This window comes from Streptomyces sp. NPDC034111 (genome assembly GCF_055575375.1).
This window is the reverse complement of sequence record NZ_JBVIST010000008.1, coordinates 162,282-180,794: the sequence shown is the minus strand read 5'-3', so window position 1 is coordinate 180,794 and position 18,513 is coordinate 162,282. Positions and strand designations below refer to the sequence as shown.

Annotated in this window: 21 protein-coding genes and 3 pseudogenes; 12 read left to right on the top strand and 12 right to left on the bottom strand. The window is 69.9% G+C overall.

What is annotated here, in order from left to right:
- Positions 1-9: 9 nt before the first annotated feature.
- Complete coding sequence (locus tag ACZ55A_RS20795; RefSeq protein WP_468841888.1) at positions 10-240, bottom strand: hypothetical protein; 231 nt, start codon at positions 238-240, stop codon at positions 10-12.
- A 223-nt stretch (positions 241-463) separates the two neighbouring features.
- On the opposite strand from ACZ55A_RS20795, the pseudogene ACZ55A_RS20790 reads away from it, so the two are divergent.
- Positions 464-624, top strand: a pseudogene (locus tag ACZ55A_RS20790) (3-hydroxyacyl-CoA dehydrogenase family protein); the annotation flags it as partial.
- 6 nt (positions 625-630) lie between these two features.
- Here ACZ55A_RS20790 and ACZ55A_RS20785 read toward each other — a convergent pair.
- Both ACZ55A_RS20785 and ACZ55A_RS20780 read right to left on the bottom strand, forming a co-directional pair.
- The gene (locus ACZ55A_RS20785) at positions 631-1,092 is read right to left on the bottom strand and encodes a VOC family protein (RefSeq protein WP_468841886.1); all 462 of its coding nucleotides are present in this window, start codon (positions 1,090-1,092) and stop codon (positions 631-633) included.
- The gene (locus ACZ55A_RS20780; protein ID WP_468841883.1) at positions 1,089-1,676 is read right to left on the bottom strand and encodes a DinB family protein; all 588 of its coding nucleotides are present in this window, start codon (positions 1,674-1,676) and stop codon (positions 1,089-1,091) included. Before ACZ55A_RS20780 ends, ACZ55A_RS20785 begins: the two co-directional genes overlap by 4 nt.
- 62 nt (positions 1,677-1,738) lie before the next feature.
- On the opposite strand from ACZ55A_RS20780, the gene ACZ55A_RS20775 reads away from it, so the two are divergent.
- Positions 1,739-2,764 carry a helix-turn-helix transcriptional regulator gene (locus ACZ55A_RS20775; RefSeq protein ID WP_468841880.1) on the top strand — a complete coding sequence of 342 codons (1,026 nt, stop codon included), beginning with the start codon at positions 1,739-1,741 and terminating at the stop codon, positions 2,762-2,764.
- A gap of 92 nt (positions 2,765-2,856) precedes the next feature.
- On the opposite strand, the gene ACZ55A_RS20770 is transcribed toward ACZ55A_RS20775, so the two are convergent.
- Positions 2,857-3,240, bottom strand: coding sequence for a hypothetical protein (locus ACZ55A_RS20770; RefSeq protein ID WP_468841877.1), 384 nt, complete (start codon positions 3,238-3,240; stop codon positions 2,857-2,859).
- A 135-nt stretch (positions 3,241-3,375) separates the two neighbouring features.
- Between ACZ55A_RS20770 and ACZ55A_RS20765 the strand changes: the two genes are divergently transcribed.
- Together ACZ55A_RS20765 and ACZ55A_RS20760 are read left to right on the top strand one after the other, a co-directional pair.
- Positions 3,376-3,993 carry a flavin reductase family protein gene (locus ACZ55A_RS20765; RefSeq protein WP_468841874.1) on the top strand — a complete coding sequence of 206 codons (618 nt, stop codon included), beginning with the start codon at positions 3,376-3,378 and terminating at the stop codon, positions 3,991-3,993.
- Between the two features lie 478 nt (positions 3,994-4,471).
- On the top strand, positions 4,472-5,335 hold the full coding sequence (locus tag ACZ55A_RS20760; RefSeq protein WP_468842077.1) for an endonuclease/exonuclease/phosphatase family protein: 864 nt from the start codon (positions 4,472-4,474) through the stop codon (positions 5,333-5,335).
- Positions 5,336-5,418: 83 nt separating this feature from the next.
- Here ACZ55A_RS20760 and ACZ55A_RS20755 read toward each other — a convergent pair whose 3' ends face one another.
- The 4 genes from ACZ55A_RS20755 to ACZ55A_RS20740 all read right to left on the bottom strand — a co-directional run bounded on the left by ACZ55A_RS20755 (position 5,419) and on the right by ACZ55A_RS20740 (position 8,283).
- Entirely contained in the window at positions 5,419-5,637 is a 219-nt protein-coding gene (locus ACZ55A_RS20755) for a DUF2277 domain-containing protein (RefSeq protein WP_468841872.1), read from the bottom strand.
- 39 nt (positions 5,638-5,676) lie between these two features.
- Complete coding sequence (locus ACZ55A_RS20750; RefSeq protein ID WP_468842075.1) at positions 5,677-6,303, bottom strand: alpha-ketoglutarate-dependent dioxygenase AlkB family protein; 627 nt, start codon at positions 6,301-6,303, stop codon at positions 5,677-5,679.
- A gap of 252 nt (positions 6,304-6,555) precedes the next feature.
- Positions 6,556-7,116 carry a hypothetical protein gene (locus tag ACZ55A_RS20745; protein WP_468841869.1) on the bottom strand — a complete coding sequence of 187 codons (561 nt, stop codon included), beginning with the start codon at positions 7,114-7,116 and terminating at the stop codon, positions 6,556-6,558.
- A 75-nt stretch (positions 7,117-7,191) separates the two neighbouring features.
- Positions 7,192-8,283 (bottom strand): PQQ-dependent sugar dehydrogenase, encoded by a 1,092-nt coding sequence (locus ACZ55A_RS20740; protein ID WP_468841868.1) that lies wholly within the window; start codon positions 8,281-8,283, stop codon positions 7,192-7,194.
- Positions 8,284-8,940: 657 nt separating this feature from the next.
- On the opposite strand from ACZ55A_RS20740, the pseudogene pqqA reads away from it, so the two are divergent.
- The 6 genes and pseudogenes from pqqA to ACZ55A_RS20710 all read left to right on the top strand — a co-directional run.
- Positions 8,941-9,015 (top strand): annotated as a pseudogene (gene pqqA, locus ACZ55A_RS20735) (pyrroloquinoline quinone precursor peptide PqqA); the annotation flags it as partial.
- Between the two features lie 10 nt (positions 9,016-9,025).
- A complete protein-coding gene (gene pqqB, locus ACZ55A_RS20730; protein WP_468841866.1) occupies positions 9,026-9,958 on the top strand; it encodes a pyrroloquinoline quinone biosynthesis protein PqqB in 933 nt (310 codons plus the stop codon).
- Complete coding sequence (pqqC, locus tag ACZ55A_RS20725) at positions 9,955-10,632, top strand: pyrroloquinoline-quinone synthase PqqC (RefSeq protein WP_468841864.1); 678 nt, start codon at positions 9,955-9,957, stop codon at positions 10,630-10,632. Before pqqB ends, pqqC begins: the two co-directional genes overlap by 4 nt.
- Positions 10,629-10,886, top strand: coding sequence for a pyrroloquinoline quinone biosynthesis peptide chaperone PqqD (gene pqqD, locus ACZ55A_RS20720; RefSeq protein ID WP_468841862.1), 258 nt, complete (start codon positions 10,629-10,631; stop codon positions 10,884-10,886). The genes pqqC and pqqD overlap by 4 nt, the downstream gene beginning before the upstream one ends.
- Entirely contained in the window at positions 10,883-12,040 is a 1,158-nt protein-coding gene (gene pqqE / locus ACZ55A_RS20715; RefSeq protein ID WP_468841860.1) for a pyrroloquinoline quinone biosynthesis protein PqqE, read from the top strand. Before pqqD ends, pqqE begins: the two co-directional genes overlap by 4 nt.
- A gap of 4 nt (positions 12,041-12,044) precedes the next feature.
- Positions 12,045-13,127, top strand: coding sequence for a chitinase (locus ACZ55A_RS20710; RefSeq protein WP_468841859.1), 1,083 nt, complete (start codon positions 12,045-12,047; stop codon positions 13,125-13,127).
- Positions 13,128-13,131: 4 nt separating this feature from the next.
- Here ACZ55A_RS20710 and ACZ55A_RS20705 read toward each other — a convergent pair whose 3' ends face one another.
- The 3 genes from ACZ55A_RS20705 to ACZ55A_RS20695 form a co-directional block, all read right to left on the bottom strand.
- Positions 13,132-13,296 (bottom strand): hypothetical protein, encoded by a 165-nt coding sequence (locus ACZ55A_RS20705; protein WP_468841857.1) that lies wholly within the window; start codon positions 13,294-13,296, stop codon positions 13,132-13,134.
- 288 nt (positions 13,297-13,584) lie between these two features.
- The gene (locus tag ACZ55A_RS20700) at positions 13,585-13,956 is read right to left on the bottom strand and encodes a VOC family protein (protein ID WP_468841855.1); all 372 of its coding nucleotides are present in this window, start codon (positions 13,954-13,956) and stop codon (positions 13,585-13,587) included.
- A gap of 235 nt (positions 13,957-14,191) precedes the next feature.
- Positions 14,192-15,502: a serine hydrolase domain-containing protein gene (locus ACZ55A_RS20695; RefSeq protein WP_468841853.1), complete on the bottom strand. Its 1,311-nt coding sequence runs from the start codon at positions 15,500-15,502 to the stop codon at positions 14,192-14,194.
- 412 nt (positions 15,503-15,914) lie between these two features.
- On the opposite strand from ACZ55A_RS20695, the gene ACZ55A_RS20690 reads away from it, so the two are divergent.
- Positions 15,915-16,148, top strand: a complete 234-nt coding sequence (locus ACZ55A_RS20690) for a DUF6296 family protein (RefSeq protein WP_468841851.1) — start codon at positions 15,915-15,917, stop codon at positions 16,146-16,148.
- A gap of 559 nt (positions 16,149-16,707) precedes the next feature.
- Here ACZ55A_RS20690 and ACZ55A_RS20685 read toward each other — a convergent pair.
- Entirely contained in the window at positions 16,708-17,409 is a 702-nt protein-coding gene (locus ACZ55A_RS20685; RefSeq protein ID WP_468841849.1) for an aspartate/glutamate racemase family protein, read from the bottom strand.
- 320 nt (positions 17,410-17,729) lie between these two features.
- On the opposite strand from ACZ55A_RS20685, the pseudogene ACZ55A_RS20680 reads away from it, so the two are divergent.
- Positions 17,730-18,495: pseudogene (locus ACZ55A_RS20680) on the top strand (chitinase).
- Positions 18,496-18,513: the final 18 nt, after the last annotated feature.

The window sequence follows — 18,513 nt, the reverse complement described above, 5'->3', positions numbered from 1 at the left end:
AGAAGCCGTTCAGTCGATGAGGTCCGCGATGACAAGGGCCTCGACGTATCCCTTGAAGCTGATGGCAGGAGCGGCCTGCGGTGCCATGGGCCGCAGGTTCATGTCCAGGTTGACTTCGCCGGAGCTGTGGCCTTGCGACGTTTCTACGTCCAGCTGTACGTGTTCCGCGCCGAGCACGTACTCGTACGGGTCGCCGTTAATGACGAACTGGAGCTCGAACCCCCTGATTGCGGCGTCCACGGTGGGAACGTCGTCTCCTAGACAGTGCCTGCGAGTGGCCCTGGCGCTCAGCCAAGTCGCCTCCACCATCGCGGTGTTGGTTGGCTGCCGCATAGGGGCAATACCGCCATGGGTTCATCATCAAGCCGGTGACCTGGGAAGACGGCAGCTCACACGTACGGCTCAGCATCGCCGAGTTCCGAGATGAGCCAATCTCGGAAGCGACGCCATCCGGACCTCCGTGCTCCTCGACGTGGTGGGCAACGACGTGTCGCTGGCGATGCCGCACGAGCTCGACCTGGAGTTCCGCGAGTCCGGCTTCGCGACCTCCCCGCTGCTGGAGCAACTCGTCATGCCGGCCACCTCGGCCGCAAGACCGGCCATGGCTTCCGCGACTACAGCTGAGCTGCGTCAGTCCAGGCAGAACTCGTTGCCCTCGGGGTCGGCCATCACGATGAAGCCGGCGCTCATCGGGGGAGCGGGCTCATCGCGACGTACCCGCTTCGCTCCCAGCGCGACGAGCCGGTCGCACTCGGCCTCCAGTGCCGCCATCCGCTCCTCTCCCTGCAGTCCGGGAGCCGCACGGACGTCGAGGTGGACGCGATTCTTGGCGACCTTGTCCTCCGGCACCTGCTGGAAGAACACCCGTGGGCCGTGCCCGTCGGGGTCCTCGATGGCCGATTTCGAGTTGCGCTGTTCCTCCGGTACGCCGACCCGAGCGAGGAAGTCGTCCCACGCTGCCAGCGGGTCGGCGCCCTCGGGCAGGTCGACCCCGGGCGGGCCGGGGTGGACGTAGCCCAGTACGTCGCGCCAGAAGGACGACAGCGCCCGCGGGTCATGGGCGTCGAAGGTGACCTGGATGTGGCGGCTCATCGGGTTGCTCCGTTCGTAGCGGGATTCGTGTGCAGGTAGAGGTCGCGAAGCAGGCAGACCTCGGACAGATGGTGGATCAGCTCGCGGTGGATGTGCAGCACCAGGTCGGCCATGGGCGCCTCGGGGAAGGGCTCCTTCGCGCCGACCGGGACCCGGAGCCCGGCCTCGCCGAGGCTGCGCACCCCGGCCAGCCAGACGTCGAGCTGGGTCTCGAGCTGGTCGAGCGCGGTGGCCGCGCTGCCGGCGTACTCCCAGGTCTCGTACGACGCCGCCGGCGCGCCGAAGTGCGCCGCGTTGCGCGCGGCGAGCACGCCGACGATGACGTGGCCGAGTCGCCAGGCGATCGTGGTGAAGGCCGCGGGGACCGGCTGCGGGAAGGCGTAGTCGATCGTGAAGTCCCCGGCACCGACCTGCACGGGCGCCGTCGAGCTGCCGCGCGGCCGCACGCTCCAGGCGTCCGGTACCGGCGACCAGAAGTACTCGTCGTCGGTGAGGCCGTCGAGCCGGGCTCGGAGCTGATGATTCCAGTGGAACTCCCACTGCTCGCGCAGCGTGCGGTTCCAGTCGAGTTCGTTTGCGTCCATGGAGCCACCCTGACACCTCTGGCGGACAGGATCTGTCCGCTATCTCTGGCAGGCTGGGCGACATGGACGTGGCAAGCGGCGACGAGCGGGGTACGACGGAGCGGGTGCTCACCCTGCTCGGGCTGTTGCAGCAGCGCCAGGTCTGGACCGGTCCGGAGCTCGCCGACCGGCTCGGGGTCACGCCGCGCACGGTACGGCGTGATATCGAGCGGCTGCGCAAGCTCGGCTATCCGGTGCATGCCGGCCAAGGTGTCGGCGGCGGCTACCAGCTCGGCCCAGGGCAGGACCTGCCGCCGCTGCTCCTCGACGACCAGGAGGCCATCGCCACCGCGGTCTCGCTGCTCGTCGGCGCGGGTGGCGCGGTCGCCGGCGCCGGCGACGCCGCACTCCGGGCGCTGACCAAGCTCGACCAGGTGCTGCCCACCCGGCTGCGACACGAGGTGCGCGCGCTCTCCGACTCGGTGGAGTCTTTTGGCGGAGGCCGCACGCCGGTCGACCCCGAGGTGCTCCTGACGCTGGCCAAAGCCTGCCGCGACGAGGTCGAGGCCGGCTTCGACTACCGTCCCCCAGACTCTGTCCGGAAGGTGCTCCCAGGGAGCGAGGTGCGACGGCGGCGGGTCGAGCCCTACCGCCTGGTCGCCTCCGACCGGCGCTGGTACCTCCTTGCCTACGACCTCGATCGTGACGACTGGCGCAGCTTCCGCGTCGACCGGATGACCGATGTGTCTGCACGGACCTGGCGCTTTCGCCCGCGCGCGGCGCCCGACGCGGCGACGTACGTGCAGGAGGGTGTGGCGAGTCGGGTCTACCCGCACCAGGCGCGCTTCCTCGTGCACGCGTCGGCCGACACGGTGCGCGCGCAGATTCCGGCGTCGGCGGCCGTCGTGCGACCGCGAGGGAGTGAGCTCTGCGAGGTACTCAGTGGCGCCGAACGCCTCGATGCCGTGCTCATGCACGTGCTCCTGCTGGGGCACGACTTCGAGGTACTCGACCCTCCGGAGCTCGGGACGCGCTGCCGCGCGCTGGCCCAGAGACTGCTGTCGGCCGGCGCAACGATCTCACCGGTGCCGGACACGGAGGAGCCATGAGCCGCGATCACAACAGCGCCGACTGAGCGCCTCCGCTGCCGCTACGCCGAGCACGTCGCCCCGATCCTGGGCTTCGCCATGCGCCGGCCCGATCAGGCCAACCTGGTGGGCGGACGACGGACCGGGTCGGAGTCGGGAGGTTCGGTCATGAGTGGTCCTGCTCGGTTGCGGTGGTCGGCGACGGCCAGCTGGACGACGGACCGCGCGTCGGTGTTCTCGTAGCGGAACGTGGCGGAGACGCTGGCCCTTTCGGTGACGGCCCGGACGGTCAACCAGCCTCTCTCCCGGCGGAGTTGGCGGATCGCCTTTTCGACCGTGTTCCAGGCGCGTTCGAAGTAGTCCCGGGGCCGTCGCAGGTCGAGGTCGAGGTCGAGGGCTTCGAGGGCGAGGGCTTGGTTGAGCAGGCCGACGGCCTCCAGCTGGGCCCGAGTGCTACAGCATGTCCCACCCTGCCTTTCCCGGTTGGCGGTGAGCACGCCCGGTAGTCCGGAGACACCCGCCCGGCACCTCACGCCCCGTGGGTGCCAGGCACTCTCTGACGAACTCAGGGGCTGGGTGATGCCGTGGATCCGCCGTAAGGTCCGCGGTCGGGTACCTGGATACTGATCCGCATGCGCACCGACTTTGATCCCGCTGTCATGTCCCGTAACGACTTCTACCGGCTGCTCACCGCCACCGTGGTGCCGCGGCCCATCGCCTGGGTGTCCACCATGTCCCAGGACGGAGTCGCCAATCTCGCCCCGCACTCCTTCTTCACGATCGCCAGCGTCGCGCCGCCCGTGGTGCAGTTCAGTTCTGTCGGGCGTAAGGACACCCTGCGCAATATCGAGGCCACCGGGCAGTTCGTGGTGAATTTTGCGCCTGAGGAGTGCTTTGAGCAGATCAATGACACGGGTACCGACTTTCCGCACGGAGTGAGTGAATTCGAGGCGGCCGGGATCGAATCCGAGCCGAGTGTGCGGGTCAAGCCGCTGCGGGTGGCGGCCGCGCCGGTGGCGCTGGAGTGTGAGGTGCACACCACAATCGGGATCGGGGATTCCACCATTGTGTTCGGGCGGGTGGTGCATGCGGTCGTGTCGCAGGACGTGCTGGTCGACGGGCACCCCGAGATCTCCAAGATGAAGCCGTTGTCGCGGCTGGGGAAGGACGAGTGGGCCACGGTCGGTGAGGTACGGGAGATCTCCCGCATCCGGCATGCGGACTGGCGGGGGCCGGCGGGCGACCGGTAGGGCGGGGAGCAGAAGGCCTTCTTCCGGCCTCGCGGTCGACCCGTCTGTCTGCGTGTCTGGCCGCCTGTACATCCGCGTGTCCGCCCGTCTGCCCGCTCGTCTGGCGGTCCCGCCTGGCGGTACGTCCCGCGGTCCGTCTGGCGGGGCGTCGCGGGGCTGGTCTGATCGCTGGTCTGGTCGGTCGCTGGTCCGCGAAGGAATCAAGTCGGTTTCTCTGTGGGCCACTTTCGGCTTACGGCGGGATCCGAGACTCTGGGGAGCCGGCTGACTGACTGGAGTTGCTGTGGCTGGTCTCGGATTTCCGTGTGATGAGTACTCGTCGACGCGGTACCTATCGAATCGGTCTACCTCGAAGCGGTCTCTCTCGAAGCGGTCGCTCTCGAAGCGGTCCACCTCGTCGTATGGGGGTTGGGTGGGCCGGGCCCAGGTGGATGCGTCAGGGGCGGATGCCTCGGCGTCGTTCGGGCGGCGGTCGGCGATGCGGGCGGTGGCGGCCGCGGCGGTCGGCGGGCCGGTGCTGTCGGTGGCGTACGGGGCGGGGAATGCGTACGCCGCTGATGGCGGGCGGGCGCTGCGGGTGATGACGTTCAATCTGCGGTACGCCTCGGAGGTCCGGCCGCACTCCTGGGTCGAGCGCCGGCCCGTGATGCGGAACCTGCTGCGGCGGGAGGCCCCGCAGCTGCTTGGGACTCAGGAGGGGCTTTACGGGCAACTGCGCGATATCGCGGAGGATCTTGGTCCGCAGTACGACTGGGTGGGAACGGGGCGGGCCGGGGGCAGCAAGGATGAGTTCGCCGCGGTCTTCTATGACGTGCGGCGGCTCGCGCCAGTGGAGTACGACCATTTCTGGCTGTCCGGTACGCCGTATCTGATCGGGTCGGCGACCTGGGGAAACACCGTCATTCGGATGGTGACCTGGGTGCGGTTCCGGGATCTGCGGAAGGGGGGCGAGTTCTATGCGCTCAATACGCACCTCGATCATGCGCATCAGTACGCGCGGGAGCGGTCCGCCGGACTGATCACCGAGCGGCTGCACGGCCTGGATGCCGCACTGCCCCGGATCGTCACCGGCGACTTCAACGTCGCGGCGCACAAGAACCCGGTCTACGACACGATGCTGGACGGTGGGGCGCTCGCCGACAGCTGGGACACGGCCGAGGAGCGCAGCACGCAGTACGCCACCTTCCATGGCTACCGGCCACTGGTGCGGGACGGGGACCGGATCGACTGGATCCTCACCTCGCCGGGGGTGCGCACGCGGCGCGCGAAGATCAATACGTACTCCGCGCACGGTCAGTTTCCGAGCGATCACCTACCGGTGCAGGCATGGGTCGAGTGGTGAGGGAGGGCGCGCTTGCGGGCCGGCGGGCGGTTTTCTCTTGATCAACTGCCGATGCGGGTTACCCGCCTCATAACGGAGTACGCCTAGCGGGCGGCGGCGCCGCGTATGTGCAGGTTGTCGAGGAGTTCTCGGGTTGCGGTGGCCACGGTGTCCACGGCCTGGTCGAAGACCTCGCGGTTGTGCGCCGCCGGGGCGCGGAAGCCGGAGACCTTGCGGACGTACTGCAAGGCCGCGGCCCGGATGTCCTCGTCGGTCACCTCGGGGGTGGTGGGCGGGCGGAGCGTCTTGATACTGCGGCACATGAGTCCAGTGTGCCTCGGGGGTCTGACAACGCCCCGGCATCACCCGCCGAGGCCGGTCACCCGCATGGTGATGTTGAGGCGGCCGCTGGTCAGGCCGGTCGCCGGATCACCGGTGCCGGGGTGGACCTTGGGCACCCCGTGGTACGCGAAGCGGGACGCCCCGCCGAAGACGAAGAGATCCCCGGAGGCCAGCTCGACATCGGTGTACGGCTTGGTGCGGGTCTCGGTGTTGCCGAAGCGGAAGACGCAGGTGTCCCCGATGCTGAGGGAGACCACCGGCGCGTTCGAGCGCTCCTCCTTGTCCTGGTGCATACCGAGCTTCGCCTGGCTGTCATAGAAGTTGATCAGCGCGGTGTCCGGTGTGTAGTCGTCGCCCGCGGCCGGATCCTGGTACGCCTCGGTCAGTGCACGTCGGCCCAACTCGACCATCCAGGATGGGAATTCGGCCACCCGGGCGCCGTTCACATCGTCGGCGGTGCGGGTGTACGCATACGGCTGCCAGTGCCAGCCGATGCACACCGTCTGGACGGACATCACACCGCCGCGGGGCAGCTTGGTGTGCCGGATCGGGGCCGGACCACGCGCCCAGCCACGGCATGCGCTGACCAGTTCCCGCTGCTGGGGGAGGGACAGCCAGCCGGGGACGTGGACGGCCCCGGGGGCCAGTTCCCTTCGGCCTTTCTGACGAGCCTGCCCGCGGACTTCCCGGTGGAGCTCCTGGTGGGCCTCCTGCTGGAGCTCCTGGCTGAGCTCCCGCCGGAGTTCCTGTCCGGGCTCCTGTCCGAGTTCCCGCCGGAGTTCGTGTCCGAGCTCCTGTCCGCGTTCCCGACGGAGTTCATGGTGCCCCGTAGCGTTCCCGAAATCCTCGAAGCCGGGAAGTGGCGTGCTCATGTGCTCCTGCCTCGTCGTGCTGCCTGCTTACAGCGTGCCACGGGGGAGCCGCCGGTCGACGGGGGCCGGCAGGTGCCGGGGGAGCCGGCCGTGGTCGATGGTCCAGATCCCGCCGTCGGCCGTGGCACCGCTCATGCCGTGCAGTGTGGCCGGTCCGGCCAGGACGGGCAGCCGGGAGTCGCCGAGCGGGGCGAAGCCGTAGGTGCGTGCCGGGTCCCAGGTGGTGCTGCGGCGGAGCCGACGGCTCATCTGGGCCCAGCCGAGTGGGGCCGCGGCCACCACCCAGGCGTCCGGTTCCCCGGCGGTGAAGCGGTGGGCTGCCCGTAGCCAGGACGCGGCGGTCTCCGGCCAGTCCACCGTGGCGAGGACCGTCCGCCCCTCCGTGGCACACCAGGCCTCGATGAACGCCGCCGCGGATGCCCGGGAGGCGGCGTCCCGGCTGTGTCCGACGACCACGGTGTCGATGCGGGCCCGGGAGGCGGTCAACAGGTGGAGGAGAGCGGTGAGTTCGGCGTGGGTGTACGGGGTGGGGGAGGGGAGGTCGCCGTACGCGGACGCCGCACCTTGCGGGAGGAGGGGAGAGGGCACACGTTGAGTGTGGGGCGGGGGTGATGGATGTGCTGGCGGAATACCGACGTCACGGTGGTTGGGCGGAGCCGGAAGCTACTTCAGGTCGATCTGGAAGACCTTGTCCGAGCCTGGATCGCCGTCCCCGTTGCTGTCGGCGTTGGTGGTGGTCAGCCAGAGGGACTTCCGGCCGGGTACGGACTCGACCGTGCGCAGCCGCCCGTAGTCATGGGTGTAGTACGCCTTGGGGGTGCCCGCGGTAGTCCCGGAAACCGGGATCCGCCACAGGCGTTCGCCGCGCAGCGCCGCCATGTAGACCGCCCCGTCGGCGTAGGCGACCGCGCTGGGTGAGGCCTCCGCGACCGGCCACTGGCGCTTCGGGTTGGTCATTCCGGTGGTGGAGCATGTGCCCTCGCACCGTGGCCAGCCGTAATTCCTGCCCGGCTCGATGAGGTTCAGCTCGTCGTATTTGCTGTTGCCCAACTCGGCTTCCCAAAGGTGCCCTTGGGCGTCCCAGGTGATGCCCTGCGGGTTGCGGTGGCCGTAGGAGTAGACCAGCGAGCCGAAGGGGTTTCCGGGGGCCGGCCTGCCGCCGGGGGTCATCCGGAGGATCTTGCCGTTGAGGGACTTCTTGTCCTGGGCCAGGTCGGGGTTCCGGGCATCGCCCGTGCTGGCGTAGAGGTAGCCGTCGGGGCCGAATGCGAGGCGCCCGCCGTTGTGGTTGGTGTTCTTCTTGATGCCTTCGACCAGCACTTTGTAGTTGTTGAGCGTGCTGCCGTCGAAGGTCAGGCGGGCGATGCGGTTGCCCTCGGCGGCGCTGTGCATCACGTAGACGTAGTGGTCCGTCTGCCAGGACGGTGATACGGCGAGGCCGAGCAGGCCGCCTTCGCCGCCCGTGCTGACGACATTGGGCACCTTGCCGACCGGCTTCTTCGTGCCGTCCTGGGCGAGGGCGGAGACGGTGAACGAGTCGCGCTCGGTGATCAGGGCCGAGCCGTCCGGCAGCCAGCTCAGGCCCCAGGGGACGGACCAGCCCGTGGAGAGGGTTTTCGGGGTGCCGGGTTCGGAGGCGAGGGCGGCGGGGCCGGCGGCATCGCCCGTACCCGCGGCCGAGATGAGCAGCCCGCCGGCGAGGGCGGTGGCGGCGATCGCGGTCAGCGGAGTGTGGCGCGCGACTCTGGGGCGCATGCGCATGGGGGGTCCTCCGGTCAGGAAGGCGCTGCGACGGATGTTCCCTCGGGGTGGGCATCGGCGGCGCCGGGCTGATGGGCAGGCCGAGCTGATAGGAAAGTTTCCTGTTCGAGCGGGTTCCGGAACGTACTGCGCCTCGGTGACCGTGGTCAAGGGAGCGGAGATGGGAGGTATCACGCTTGCGGGGGAGGGGAGTTGAGGCATGGAGATCTTTGCCGTCGGTGTGCATTCTCCAAGTACCCGGGATGAGCAGCGGGGTTGGGAAATCCGGGAAGGCCGGGCGGCTGTCTAACCGACCCATAGGTCGGATCATTTTCTCGTCCCGCCCTTGACCGTGGCCGTGCGGCTGAGGATTCTGCAAAGCGACTCGCGCCGCTCCGCTTCTCCCACCGTTCCCTCCAGCGTGCCGTGTTACGGCGGTTGCGCCCTGGAGGCTCCGGACGTTTCGCACACTTCGCATGCTCTGCACCCCACCGCCCACACCCCCCCACCTTTCCTCGCCCGCCACCCCTACGAAAGGCAGGTATCGGCATGAATTCCCGGACGCAGTCAGGTATTCAGTCACGTATCCAGTCACCGACGCCGTCACATACCGCCGGCGCGCTGCCGGGCCCCGCCGGCTCCCCGACCGTGGCACGCCGCGAGCAGCGGTCCGCCTGGCAGACGCCGGGCTACACGGTCATCGAGACCGCACTCGAAGTCACCGCCTATGCGCTGACCGCCCGCTGACCGCCCCGCCGTGCTGCTGAAGGTGCTCGGCACCGCGGCGGGCGGCGGAGTGCCGCAGTGGAACTGTGCGTGCCCCGGGTGCTCCGGGGCGCGCCACCACCCCGGCCGGCGCCGCCGCCACGCCTCGCTCGCCGTACGAGCCGACGACGACCACTGGTATCTGATCAACGCCACCCCCGATATCGCCGACCAGATCGAGAGCACGGCCGTCCTGCATCCGGGCCCCGCGGCCCGCCGTACCCCCGTGGCGGGAGTGGTGCTCACGGACGCCGAGCTCGACCACACCCTCGGCATCGCCCGGCTGCGCGAGGCCGACCGGATCGAGGTGTTCGCCACCGGACCGGTCCGCGCGGCATTATCCGGCCAGGCGCACCTCGACGACCTCCTCACGCCGTACACCGACCTCGAATGGCGGGAGTTGGGCTCCGCGCCGGTCCCGCTGCGCGACGGCTCCGACGTCGAGATCAGCGCCCTCCCCCTCTCCGCGAAGCGGCCCCGGTACGCGGACCGCCGGCCGGCCACCGGCCCGGACGGGGAGCCGTCGGCCCGCGCCGCGGAACCCGAGCCATGGGTCATCGCGCTCCGGCTGCACGACCGCCGCACCGGTGGCACCGCGCTCTACGCCCCCGCGCTCGCCGCCTGGCCCGACGCCCTCCAGAAGGCGCTCACGGACGCCGATCTCGTCCTGCTCGACGGCACCTTCTGGGACGACGACGAACCACGCCGCTCCGGATTCTCCACCCGCACCGCCACCGGCATGGGCCATCTGCCCATCGACGGGCCCAACGGCACCGCCCACCGGCTCGCGCCGCTCTCCGCCCGCTGCCTCTACACCCACCTCAACAACACCAACCCGCTCGTCGACCCCGCCGCACCACAGCACCGGCAGCTGGCTGAACTGGGGCTCGCGGTGGCCACGGAAGACCGGGAGATCGCACTGTGAGCACACCGTTCGAGGAGCGGCTGCGGACCGTGGCAGGCGACCGCTACCACGACCGCCATCCGTTCAACATCCGTATGCACGAAGGGCAGTTGACGCCCGAGGAGCTGCGCCGATGGATCCGCAACCGGTTCCACTACCAGCGCCATATCCCCGTCAAGGACGCCCTGATCCTGGCGAAGCTGCGCACCCCGGAACTGCGCCGGATGTGGCTGCGCCGGATCCAGGACCACGACGGGCAGCAGGACGGCGAGGGCGGGATCGAGCGCTGGCTGCGGCTCGGCGAGGCGGCCGGGCTCGACCGGTCGCTGCTGCTGGACGAGTCCGGTGTGCTGCCGGGCGTACGCCTTGCCGTCGACGGCTACGTCAACTTCTGCCGGCTGCGCTCGCCGCTGGAGGCGGTGGCGGCCTCGCTCACCGAACTGTCCGCCCCGGACATCATGCGCACCCGGATCGACGCCTTCGAGAAGCACTACCGCTGGATCGAAGCCGACGGGCTCAGCTACTTCCGCGGCCGGCAGAGCCAGGGGCGACGCGACAGCAAGGAGGCGCTGGCGCTGGTACTGGAGTGGGCGCGTACGGAGACCGAGCAGGAGCTGGCGGTCGCCGCCCTCACCTTCAAATGCCAGGTGCTGTGGGCGCTGCTGGACGCCGTCGAGCGAGGGGAGCGGCCATGACGCACTGGCGCCCGGCCCTCGCCCCCGCCGTCCACCTGCGCCACGACCCGATCCGCGACACCGATCTGTTGCTGCTGCCCGAACGGGTCGTGGTGCTGGAGGGGAACGCGGGCGATGTGCTGCGGCTGTGCGACGGACGGCGGGCGGTGTCCGACATCGTTGCCGAACTGGCCCGCCGATACCCGGACGCCCCGGTGGCGGAGGACGTGCCGGCGTTCCTCGGACGGATACGGGAGCAGGGGTGGCTGCGATGACCGGATCGCCCGCCTCCGCGGCGCCCTCCCCGCCGCCCCGCCCCTGGGCCCTGCTCGCCGAACTCACCCACGGCTGTCCGCTGCACTGCCCGTATTGCTCCAATCCACGGGAACTGACCGCCAGGGCATCCGAGTTGACGACCGAGCAGTGGAGTGATGCGCTCCGGCAGGCCGCGGATCTCGGTGTGGTGAGCGCCCATCTCTCGGGTGGTGAACCGTTGCTGCGTTCCGACCTCGAAGCGATCGTCGCGGCGGCCGACGGAGCCGGGATCCACACCCAGCTCGTCACCAGCGGTGTCGGCCTCGACCGGGCGCGCCTGGGCCGGCTCGCCGACGCCGGGCTGCGCAGTGTGCAACTGTCCGTGCAGCACGCCGACCCGAGCGCTTCGGACCGGATCGCCGGCCGCCGCTCCTTCGCCGACAAGGCGCGGGCCGCCGACCTGGTCCGGGACGCCGGCCTGCCGCTCGGCCTCAATGTCGTACTGCACCGCCACAACCTCGATGCGCTGGACGAGCTGATCGATCTCGGGACGGCCTGGGGTGCGGACCGGCTGGAACTCGCCAACACCCAGTTCTACGGCTGGGCGTTGTACAACCGCGCCGCACTGCTGCCCTCCCGCGCACAGCTCGCCCGCGCCCAGCAGACCGTACGCCGCCGCCGGGCGGAGCTGGCCGGCACGCTCGAACTGGTCTGGGTGGTGCCCGACTACTTCGACGGCAAGGCCAAGCCCTGCATGGGAGGCTGGGGCGCGGTCTCCCTCACCCTCGCCCCCGACGGTACGGCCCTGCCCTGCCCGGCGGCCGCCTCGATTCCCGGCCTCAACGCTCCCAGCGTCCGCGACCACCCGCTGGAGTGGATCTGGAACCACTCACCGGCCTTCACCCGGTACCGCGGCCTGGAGTGGATGCGCGACCCCTGCCGCAGCTGTGCGCTGCGCGACCAGGACTTCGGCGGCTGCCGCTGCCAGGCCTTCGCGCTGACCGGCGACGCCACGGCCACCGACCCGGCCTGCCGACTGTCCCCGCACCACGCCCTCGTACGCGACCTGGTGGACGCCCCGCCCGAGCCGTCCGCCACCGGGCTCGGCCGCCCGCGCAGACCCGCCCGGCGCAGCGCGCCCGCCGAAAACCCCCTCCCCTCCAGAAAGCGGTGATCCGATGACCAGCCGGCCCCACCGTCCGCGCCCCCTGCCGCTCGCTCTGTCCACCGTGCTCCTGGCGACCACCGCCGTGGTGGGAGCGAGCGCTGCGGCGGCGTCACCGGCGGAGTCCCCGATGGCCTCCTCAATGGGCTCCCCGAGGGCCTTCCCCGCGACGGCGCCGGCCGGCGTGCACCGGCCCGCGGTCGGACGGGCCGTACCGATGGCCGCCGCGCCCTACGAATACCTCGGCTGGGGTAATCCCCAGCAGCCCACCGACGTCATGGCGGCGACCGGTACCAAGACCTTCACGCTGGCCTTCATCCTCTCCGACGGCGGCTGCAATCCGACGTGGGACGGCAACCGTGCGCTCACCGGCGGCAGCGATGAGGCGGCCATCAGATCCATCCGGGCCAAGGGCGGCGATGTGGTCGTCTCCGTGGGTGGCTGGAGCGGAGCCAAACTCGGTGAGAAGTGCGGCAACGCCTCCGCGCTCGCCGGCGCCTATCAGAAGGTGATCGACGCGTACCGCCTCAAGGCGCTCGACATCGACATCGAGAACACCGAGTTCACCCAGGCCACGGTCCGCAAGCGCGTCATCGATGCCTTGAAGATCGTCAAGACCAGAAACCCCGGCATGCTCACGTACGTCACTATGGGCACCACCCCCAACGGCCCCGACGCCAACGGCAAGGACCTCATCAAGAAGGGCGCCGCGGCCCGCCTGGACAACGACGGCTGGGTGGTCATGCCGTTCGACTTCGGCGGCCACAGCGGCACCATGGGCCAGGCCACCGTCAGCGCCTTGCAGGGCCTCACCTCCGCCGTCAAAAGCGCCTATGGCTACGGCGACGCGGACGCCTCCCGGCACACCGGCGTCTCGTCCATGAACGGCAGGACCGATGACGCCGACGAGACGGTCACCCTCGCCGACTTCCGTACGATCCTGGCCTACGCCCAGCAGCACCACCTGGCCCGTTTCGCGTTCTGGTCGGTCAACCGCGACCGTCCGTGCGGCGCAGGCAGCGACGGCGACAGTTGCAGCGGGGTGTCCCAGGAGCCTTACGCATACACGAAGATCGTCGTGAAGTACGCGGGCTGACCGGCTACGCCGCCTCGACGACCTCCGTCATCTCGGACCGCACCGCGAGTGTCCAGACCTCCAGCAGCGCCGCATACTCCGCCATGTCCTGCGCCGTCCAGGCCAGACCGCGACGGGCGCGGACAAATCGCCGAATCGATTCGTTGGCCTCGGAAGCAGGAGAAGGCACACCCGTAGGGGCAGAAGGAGTTGGGGACATATGAGCAATGCTAGGGGCAGACACTGACAATGCCTCCCCACGCGTGGCCGCCCCCGCCCCGCCGCCCTCGCCCCGGCGGCGCTTCCGGGGCCGCCCCAACTCCCTGACCAGCAACGACCGTCGGTGCCCCGGCTCGGCTCCGCTGCCTGCATGTGTCCAGTCCCACACGCTCCGCGTTCGCCCGTGGCGCGTGACCAGGGGCCCGTGGGGCGGGGGTGACGGGGCGGAGGCCGTATCGCCGGTGTGCCGTGCGGCTCCTCAGTGGAGGAACAGGCAGAACGGGTGCCCCGCCGGATCGAAGAGCACCCGCACATCGTCCTGCGGCTGGCACTGAGCCCGCGTGGCACCGCTCGCCACCGCGTACGCCTCGGCCTCGACCAGGTCCTCCACCCGAAAGTCGAGGTGCAGCATCTTCTGCTGCTCCTCGGGCCGTTCCGGCCACACCGGCGGCCGGTAATCCGGCTCGGACTGGAACGCGAGCCCCGTCCCTCCCTCCGGGCAGCGGAGCAGTACCCAGTCCGGTTCGTCGGCCGTCACCTCCCACCCCAGCAGCCGCCGGTAGAAGGCGGCAAGGGCATGCGCATCCGGACAGTCCACGACCACCGTCGCGAGCGAAAACCGAGGTCTCATGCCCCCACTCTCCCTCCTGCCGCCGCCGACGCGTACCCCGATCGGGTGAGGAATGCGCCGCTGACCGGCCTGAATTGTGGTGGGTCGAGGCGGTCCATGAGCGGGCCGTCGTCTTCACCGGCCCGCCGTTGTCAGTGGTGGCCCTTACCGTGGTTTCCGTAACTATCCGAGCTGCTGGCGCTTCTCGGATCCGCCCCGCTCCCGTGACAGCGCGCGGGAGCGGGGCACCGCCCACTCAGCGTCCCGGAGCGCCGGAGAGCCCCGGCCGCAGGCCCTGGTGCGTCCCGCACAGCGCCTGACCGAGATGCGCCTCCAAGGCGGCGTCTATCGGGCCCGGCTGGGGGACGTTGTGCCCGTCCAGCTTCTGATAGCGCGTCAAATTGAAACCGAGGGATATCTGGCGCCGGCCGTCCGCACTCGACAGCGACCAGGTCATGGCGCCGAGCACCAGCCCGTTGTGCCCCCAGAGCTCCCCACATGACGTCGTCTTCTTGAGCAGGCCCAGGCCATAGCGTAGACCGCTGCTGCCTTCGATCGGCACCGTCGTCTTCATCTGGCGCAACTGCGCGGGGGCGAGCAGTTCACCGCCCAGCAGCTGCCGGTAGAAGTGATTGAGATCGGCCATCGTCGAGATCAGCGAACCGGCCGTCCCCGCCCAGGACATGTTGTAGACGCTGAAGTCGCGGGGCGGCTGGAACCCGCCGTATGCGGCCTCGTACATCTTGGCGTGCGGGCCGGTGATGTGCGGCGAGCGCGGGAAGTAGGTGTGCCGCAGCCCCGCCTTCCGGATGACGTGCTCGGTGATGTACGCCTCCGGAGAGGTACCGGTGACCTTGCGCAGCAGGAGGCCCGCGAGCACGTAATTGGTGTTGGAGTAGTGATGAGCCTGGCCCGGCTTGCCCAACGGCTTTGCCTTCAGGCCCAGTCGGGCCAGCTCACGGGGGTCGAACTGGTGGAAGCGGTTGCCTTCGAAGCTGTCGGGCGTCGCGAAGATCGCCCCCGCGTAGTCGCCGATTCCGCTGGTGTGGTTGAGCAGCATTCGGACCGTGATGGCCCGGCCGCGCTCACCGGGGACGAGGTCCGGCAGATACCGGCCGATGGGCGCGTCCAGCGCAATACGCCCCTTGCCGACCTCTTGCAGGACGGCGACCGAGGTGAAGGTCTTGGTGATACTGCCGATGCGGTGCCGCATCTGTGGTGTGGTGGGGCGCTGGGTGCCGACATCGGCGACGCCGGCTGCGCCCCGCCACTCCTCCGCGCCGTCCCGCACCGCCGAGTAGGCGCCGTACATCCCCGCGTCATGGAAGGCCTTCAGCGTCCGGTCCAGAGCAGCGCGATCGAGAGCCGCACGATCCAGTGCCGGGCCGTCGAGCACCATCCGGCCGAGCTCTGTCTGGTGGGAGTGTGCGGCGGTGGGGAGGGCTCGGCCGGGGGTGGTGGGCGGCGTAGCGGCGAAGGCGGCGGTCGGCACCGTCAGTGCGAGTAAGACGGCGGTGGCGCTCCCGGCCAGCCGCATCGGACGGTGCCGGGAAGGAGGAACGGGCATGCTGTCTCCGTGAGTTCAGGCCCTGTGGCCGGTGTTGATCTTGACGTCCCGATTCTCGCGGTGGCACGGCAGCCGGCCGTCAACCCTGAGAACGACCTTGATCCCAAGTCCGGATGACAAATGTCAGGTTTTCGCCGCCGGCCCGGCCCCGGATCCGCGGCTGGACGGACGGCGGCGCCGCGCAGGACGGACCACCGCCGACGGTCCCTACGGGCGGGCCTCGGTCCCTTTCGGGCAGCCGGGGGAGCGCTCACCTGACCGGGAACCGGCCGCTGCCGCGCTCTCCTGAGGCGGAGCGGGCGGCCGTGGGCGACCATGGAAGGGCCGAGGTGCAGCGGCGCGCGTGTGCAGTGGCGGCCGGGGGGAGTGCCGCAAGCATCTGCCGGGCGCCGAGCCGTATCGGGAGGACTCGATGGACTACCCGGAATGCTATGAGCTGGTGTTTCAAGCTCCTGCCGTGGAGGACGACGTGGTGATCGTCCGGCGTACCGAGCGCGCGGGCGCCGGCGGGTATCCGATCTACGAGGATGAGTCGGGGATCGTGCGCGCGGAGATCAGCGAACGGGGCGAGGTCCGCATGCTGGCGAGCGGGGGCCACCAGATGCTCCGCGCGCCTCTGCAAGCACGGCCGCTGACCCGGGGGTGAGCCCGCCGCCGGAGCCGTCCGCCCTCCGCTCCTGACGCCGCGGCGGCCTCCGACGTGGTGCGATCACGCTACGTCCGCGCCCATATGCGCTGGGTTCACGCCCATGTGTGCTTGGTCCGCGCCGCGGTGAAGCGCAGCCGCCGGCCCCGATCAGAGGCCGCGGAGGTGGGAGCGGCACCGAGGGTTCCGTCGAGCGGCAGGGCCGGTGAAAGGGGCGGCGGAAGGGTCGGCGCCACTGTCCGGGTCGCTGCCCTCGGCGGCCGCGCCGTTCCCGTCCGTCGCACCGGCCCCTTCGCTTCCGCGGTCGGCCTCAGCCTCGGCCTCGCTATCGGTCTCGGACCCCTGCTCCGGTTCAGGCTCGGGCCCGGGCTCGGTGGTGGTATGTCCGGCGAGCACGGCCATGGCGCGTTCGAGAGTCTCTCCGGTGACCTGCATCCGGATCCTGGCCAGTCGTTCCAACTCGCTACGCGACACCACGTCAGAGTACCTGCCGTCACTTCAAACCCCCGCACCACCCAAAAATCTGTGGTGCTGGGCAAGTTGGCCGTTCCTGATCGGCCTATTGGGGGTAGGAGAGTGCGCGGTCGACGGCCGCTTCGGCGTGCAGCCGGGTGGTCGGGAAGACCGGTACCGGACTGTGCTCGGGGCCGATGAGCAGCTCGATTTCGGTACAGCCCAGCACAATGCCCTCTGCGCCGGCCGCGACGAGATCGGCGATGACGGCCCTGTAGGCCGCACGGGACTCCTCGCGGACGATGCCGCGGCACAGCTCCTCGTAGATCACCCGATGGACGGTGCTTCGCCCGGCGTCGTCCGGGACCAGTACATCCAGCCCGTGGCTTTCGAGGCGGCCGCGGTAGAAGTCCTGTTCCATGGTGAAGGCGGTGCCCAGCAGCCCGATGCGGCGCAGGCCGTTCGCGCGTACCGCGTCCGCGGTGGTGTCGGCGAGATGGACCAGCGGGACGGTCACGGCGGCGGCCACCTCGTCGGCCACCTTGTGCATGGTGTTCGTGCAGAGCAGCAGCATCTCCGCGCCGGCCGACTCCAGTGCCTTGGCCGCATCGGCCAGTACCTCGGCGGCTTCCTCCCAGCGGCCTTCGACCTGGAGCCGTTCGATCTCTGCGAAGTCCACGGAGTAGAGCACGCAGCGCGCGGAGTGCAGACCGCCCAGCCGCTCGCGCGTCAGCTCGTTGAGCAGTCGGTAGTACTCGGCCGTGGACTCCCAGCTCATACCGCCGAGCAGTCCGATTGTTCGCGTCATCGCGTCACTCTCGCACAGGGCCGACGATCCCACCCGCGATTTTGCGGCCGCCCGGGGTGGGGCGCTGGGGGGTGGAGCCGTTGTGGCGGGATCCATCGGCGCATTGGTATGGACATGCTCAAGTCCCCGCCCATAACCTGAAGTTGGTCTAGACCTGAACTTGGCCGCCGCAGCGCGCCGTCGCTTCTACCTGCTTTGGCTCGCCCCGCCCCGCACCCCAACGGGCCGAGCTCGTAAGGCAGTTACCCAAGGCAATTCCCCCCACAGCGGCCGTACCGCCCCTTGCCCGGAGGCCCGCGGTTCGCGCGAAGGAGTCCCGTATGAGATCTCGTATCGCCGCGTTACGGAGCGCCGCCGCCGTCGCCATTGGCCTCGCCGTCGTCGTGCCCGCGGCGCCGGCCGCGGCCACCGCAAGGTGTGCTTCTTTCTGTGCCGAGGGCCGAATCGGCGCCGGTTCGCGGGCCGAGGAATTCGTCGTCAGCGAGGCGCAGTTCAACCAGATGTTCCCGAACCGGAACCCGTTCTACACCTACAGCGGACTGACCGCGGCGCTCAGCGCGTATCCGGAGTTCGCCACCACCGGGAGCGACACCGTCAAGCGCCAGGAGGCCGCGGCCTTCCTCGCGAACGTCAGCCACGAGACCGGCGGTCTCGTCCACGTGGTGGAGCAGAACACCGGCAACTACCCCCACTACTGTGACGCCACCCAGCCCTACGGATGCCCCGCCGGACAAGCCGCCTACTACGGGCGCGGGCCGATCCAGCTCAGCTGGAACTTCAACTACAAGGCGGCCGGCGATGCGCTGGGCATCGACCTGTTGAACAACCCCTATCTGGTGGAGCAGGACGCCGCCGTCGCCTGGAAGACCGCGCTCTGGTACTGGAACACCCAGACCGGGCCGGGCACCATGACGCCCGCACACCGCGATGGTCACCGGCGCCGGCTTCGGCGAGACCATCCGCAGCATCAACGGCTCCCTGGAATGCAACGGCGGCAACCCCGGGCAGGTGCAGAGCCGGATCAACAGCTACCAGAGCTTTGTGCAGATCCTGGGTACGGTCCCTGGCGACCACCTGAGTTGCTGAGGCGGTGTCCGGCCGGGC

Coding starts and splice junctions, on each gene's coding strand:
- ACZ55A_RS20755 (WP_468841872.1), bottom strand. CDS start 5,637: ATGTGCCGCAGTATCAAGACGCTCCGCCCGCCCACCACCCCCGAGGTG.
- ACZ55A_RS20760 (WP_468842077.1), top strand. CDS start 4,472: ATGCGGGCGGTGGCGGCCGCGGCGGTCGGCGGGCCGGTGCTGTCGGTG.
- ACZ55A_RS20780 (WP_468841883.1), bottom strand. CDS start 1,676: ATGGACGCAAACGAACTCGACTGGAACCGCACGCTGCGCGAGCAGTGG.
- ACZ55A_RS20710 (WP_468841859.1), top strand. CDS start 12,045: ATGACCAGCCGGCCCCACCGTCCGCGCCCCCTGCCGCTCGCTCTGTCC.
- ACZ55A_RS20695 (WP_468841853.1), bottom strand. CDS start 15,502: ATGCCCGTTCCTCCTTCCCGGCACCGTCCGATGCGGCTGGCCGGGAGC.
- ACZ55A_RS20690 (WP_468841851.1), top strand. CDS start 15,915: ATGGACTACCCGGAATGCTATGAGCTGGTGTTTCAAGCTCCTGCCGTG.
- ACZ55A_RS20685 (WP_468841849.1), bottom strand. CDS start 17,409: ATGACGCGAACAATCGGACTGCTCGGCGGTATGAGCTGGGAGTCCACG.
- ACZ55A_RS20785 (WP_468841886.1), bottom strand. CDS start 1,092: ATGAGCCGCCACATCCAGGTCACCTTCGACGCCCATGACCCGCGGGCG.
- ACZ55A_RS20740 (WP_468841868.1), bottom strand. CDS start 8,283: ATGCGCCCCAGAGTCGCGCGCCACACTCCGCTGACCGCGATCGCCGCC.
- pqqD (WP_468841862.1), top strand. CDS start 10,629: ATGACGCACTGGCGCCCGGCCCTCGCCCCCGCCGTCCACCTGCGCCAC.
- ACZ55A_RS20765 (WP_468841874.1), top strand. CDS start 3,376: ATGCGCACCGACTTTGATCCCGCTGTCATGTCCCGTAACGACTTCTAC.
- pqqE (WP_468841860.1), top strand. CDS start 10,883: ATGACCGGATCGCCCGCCTCCGCGGCGCCCTCCCCGCCGCCCCGCCCC.
- ACZ55A_RS20775 (WP_468841880.1), top strand. CDS start 1,739: ATGGACGTGGCAAGCGGCGACGAGCGGGGTACGACGGAGCGGGTGCTC.
- ACZ55A_RS20700 (WP_468841855.1), bottom strand. CDS start 13,956: ATGAGACCTCGGTTTTCGCTCGCGACGGTGGTCGTGGACTGTCCGGAT.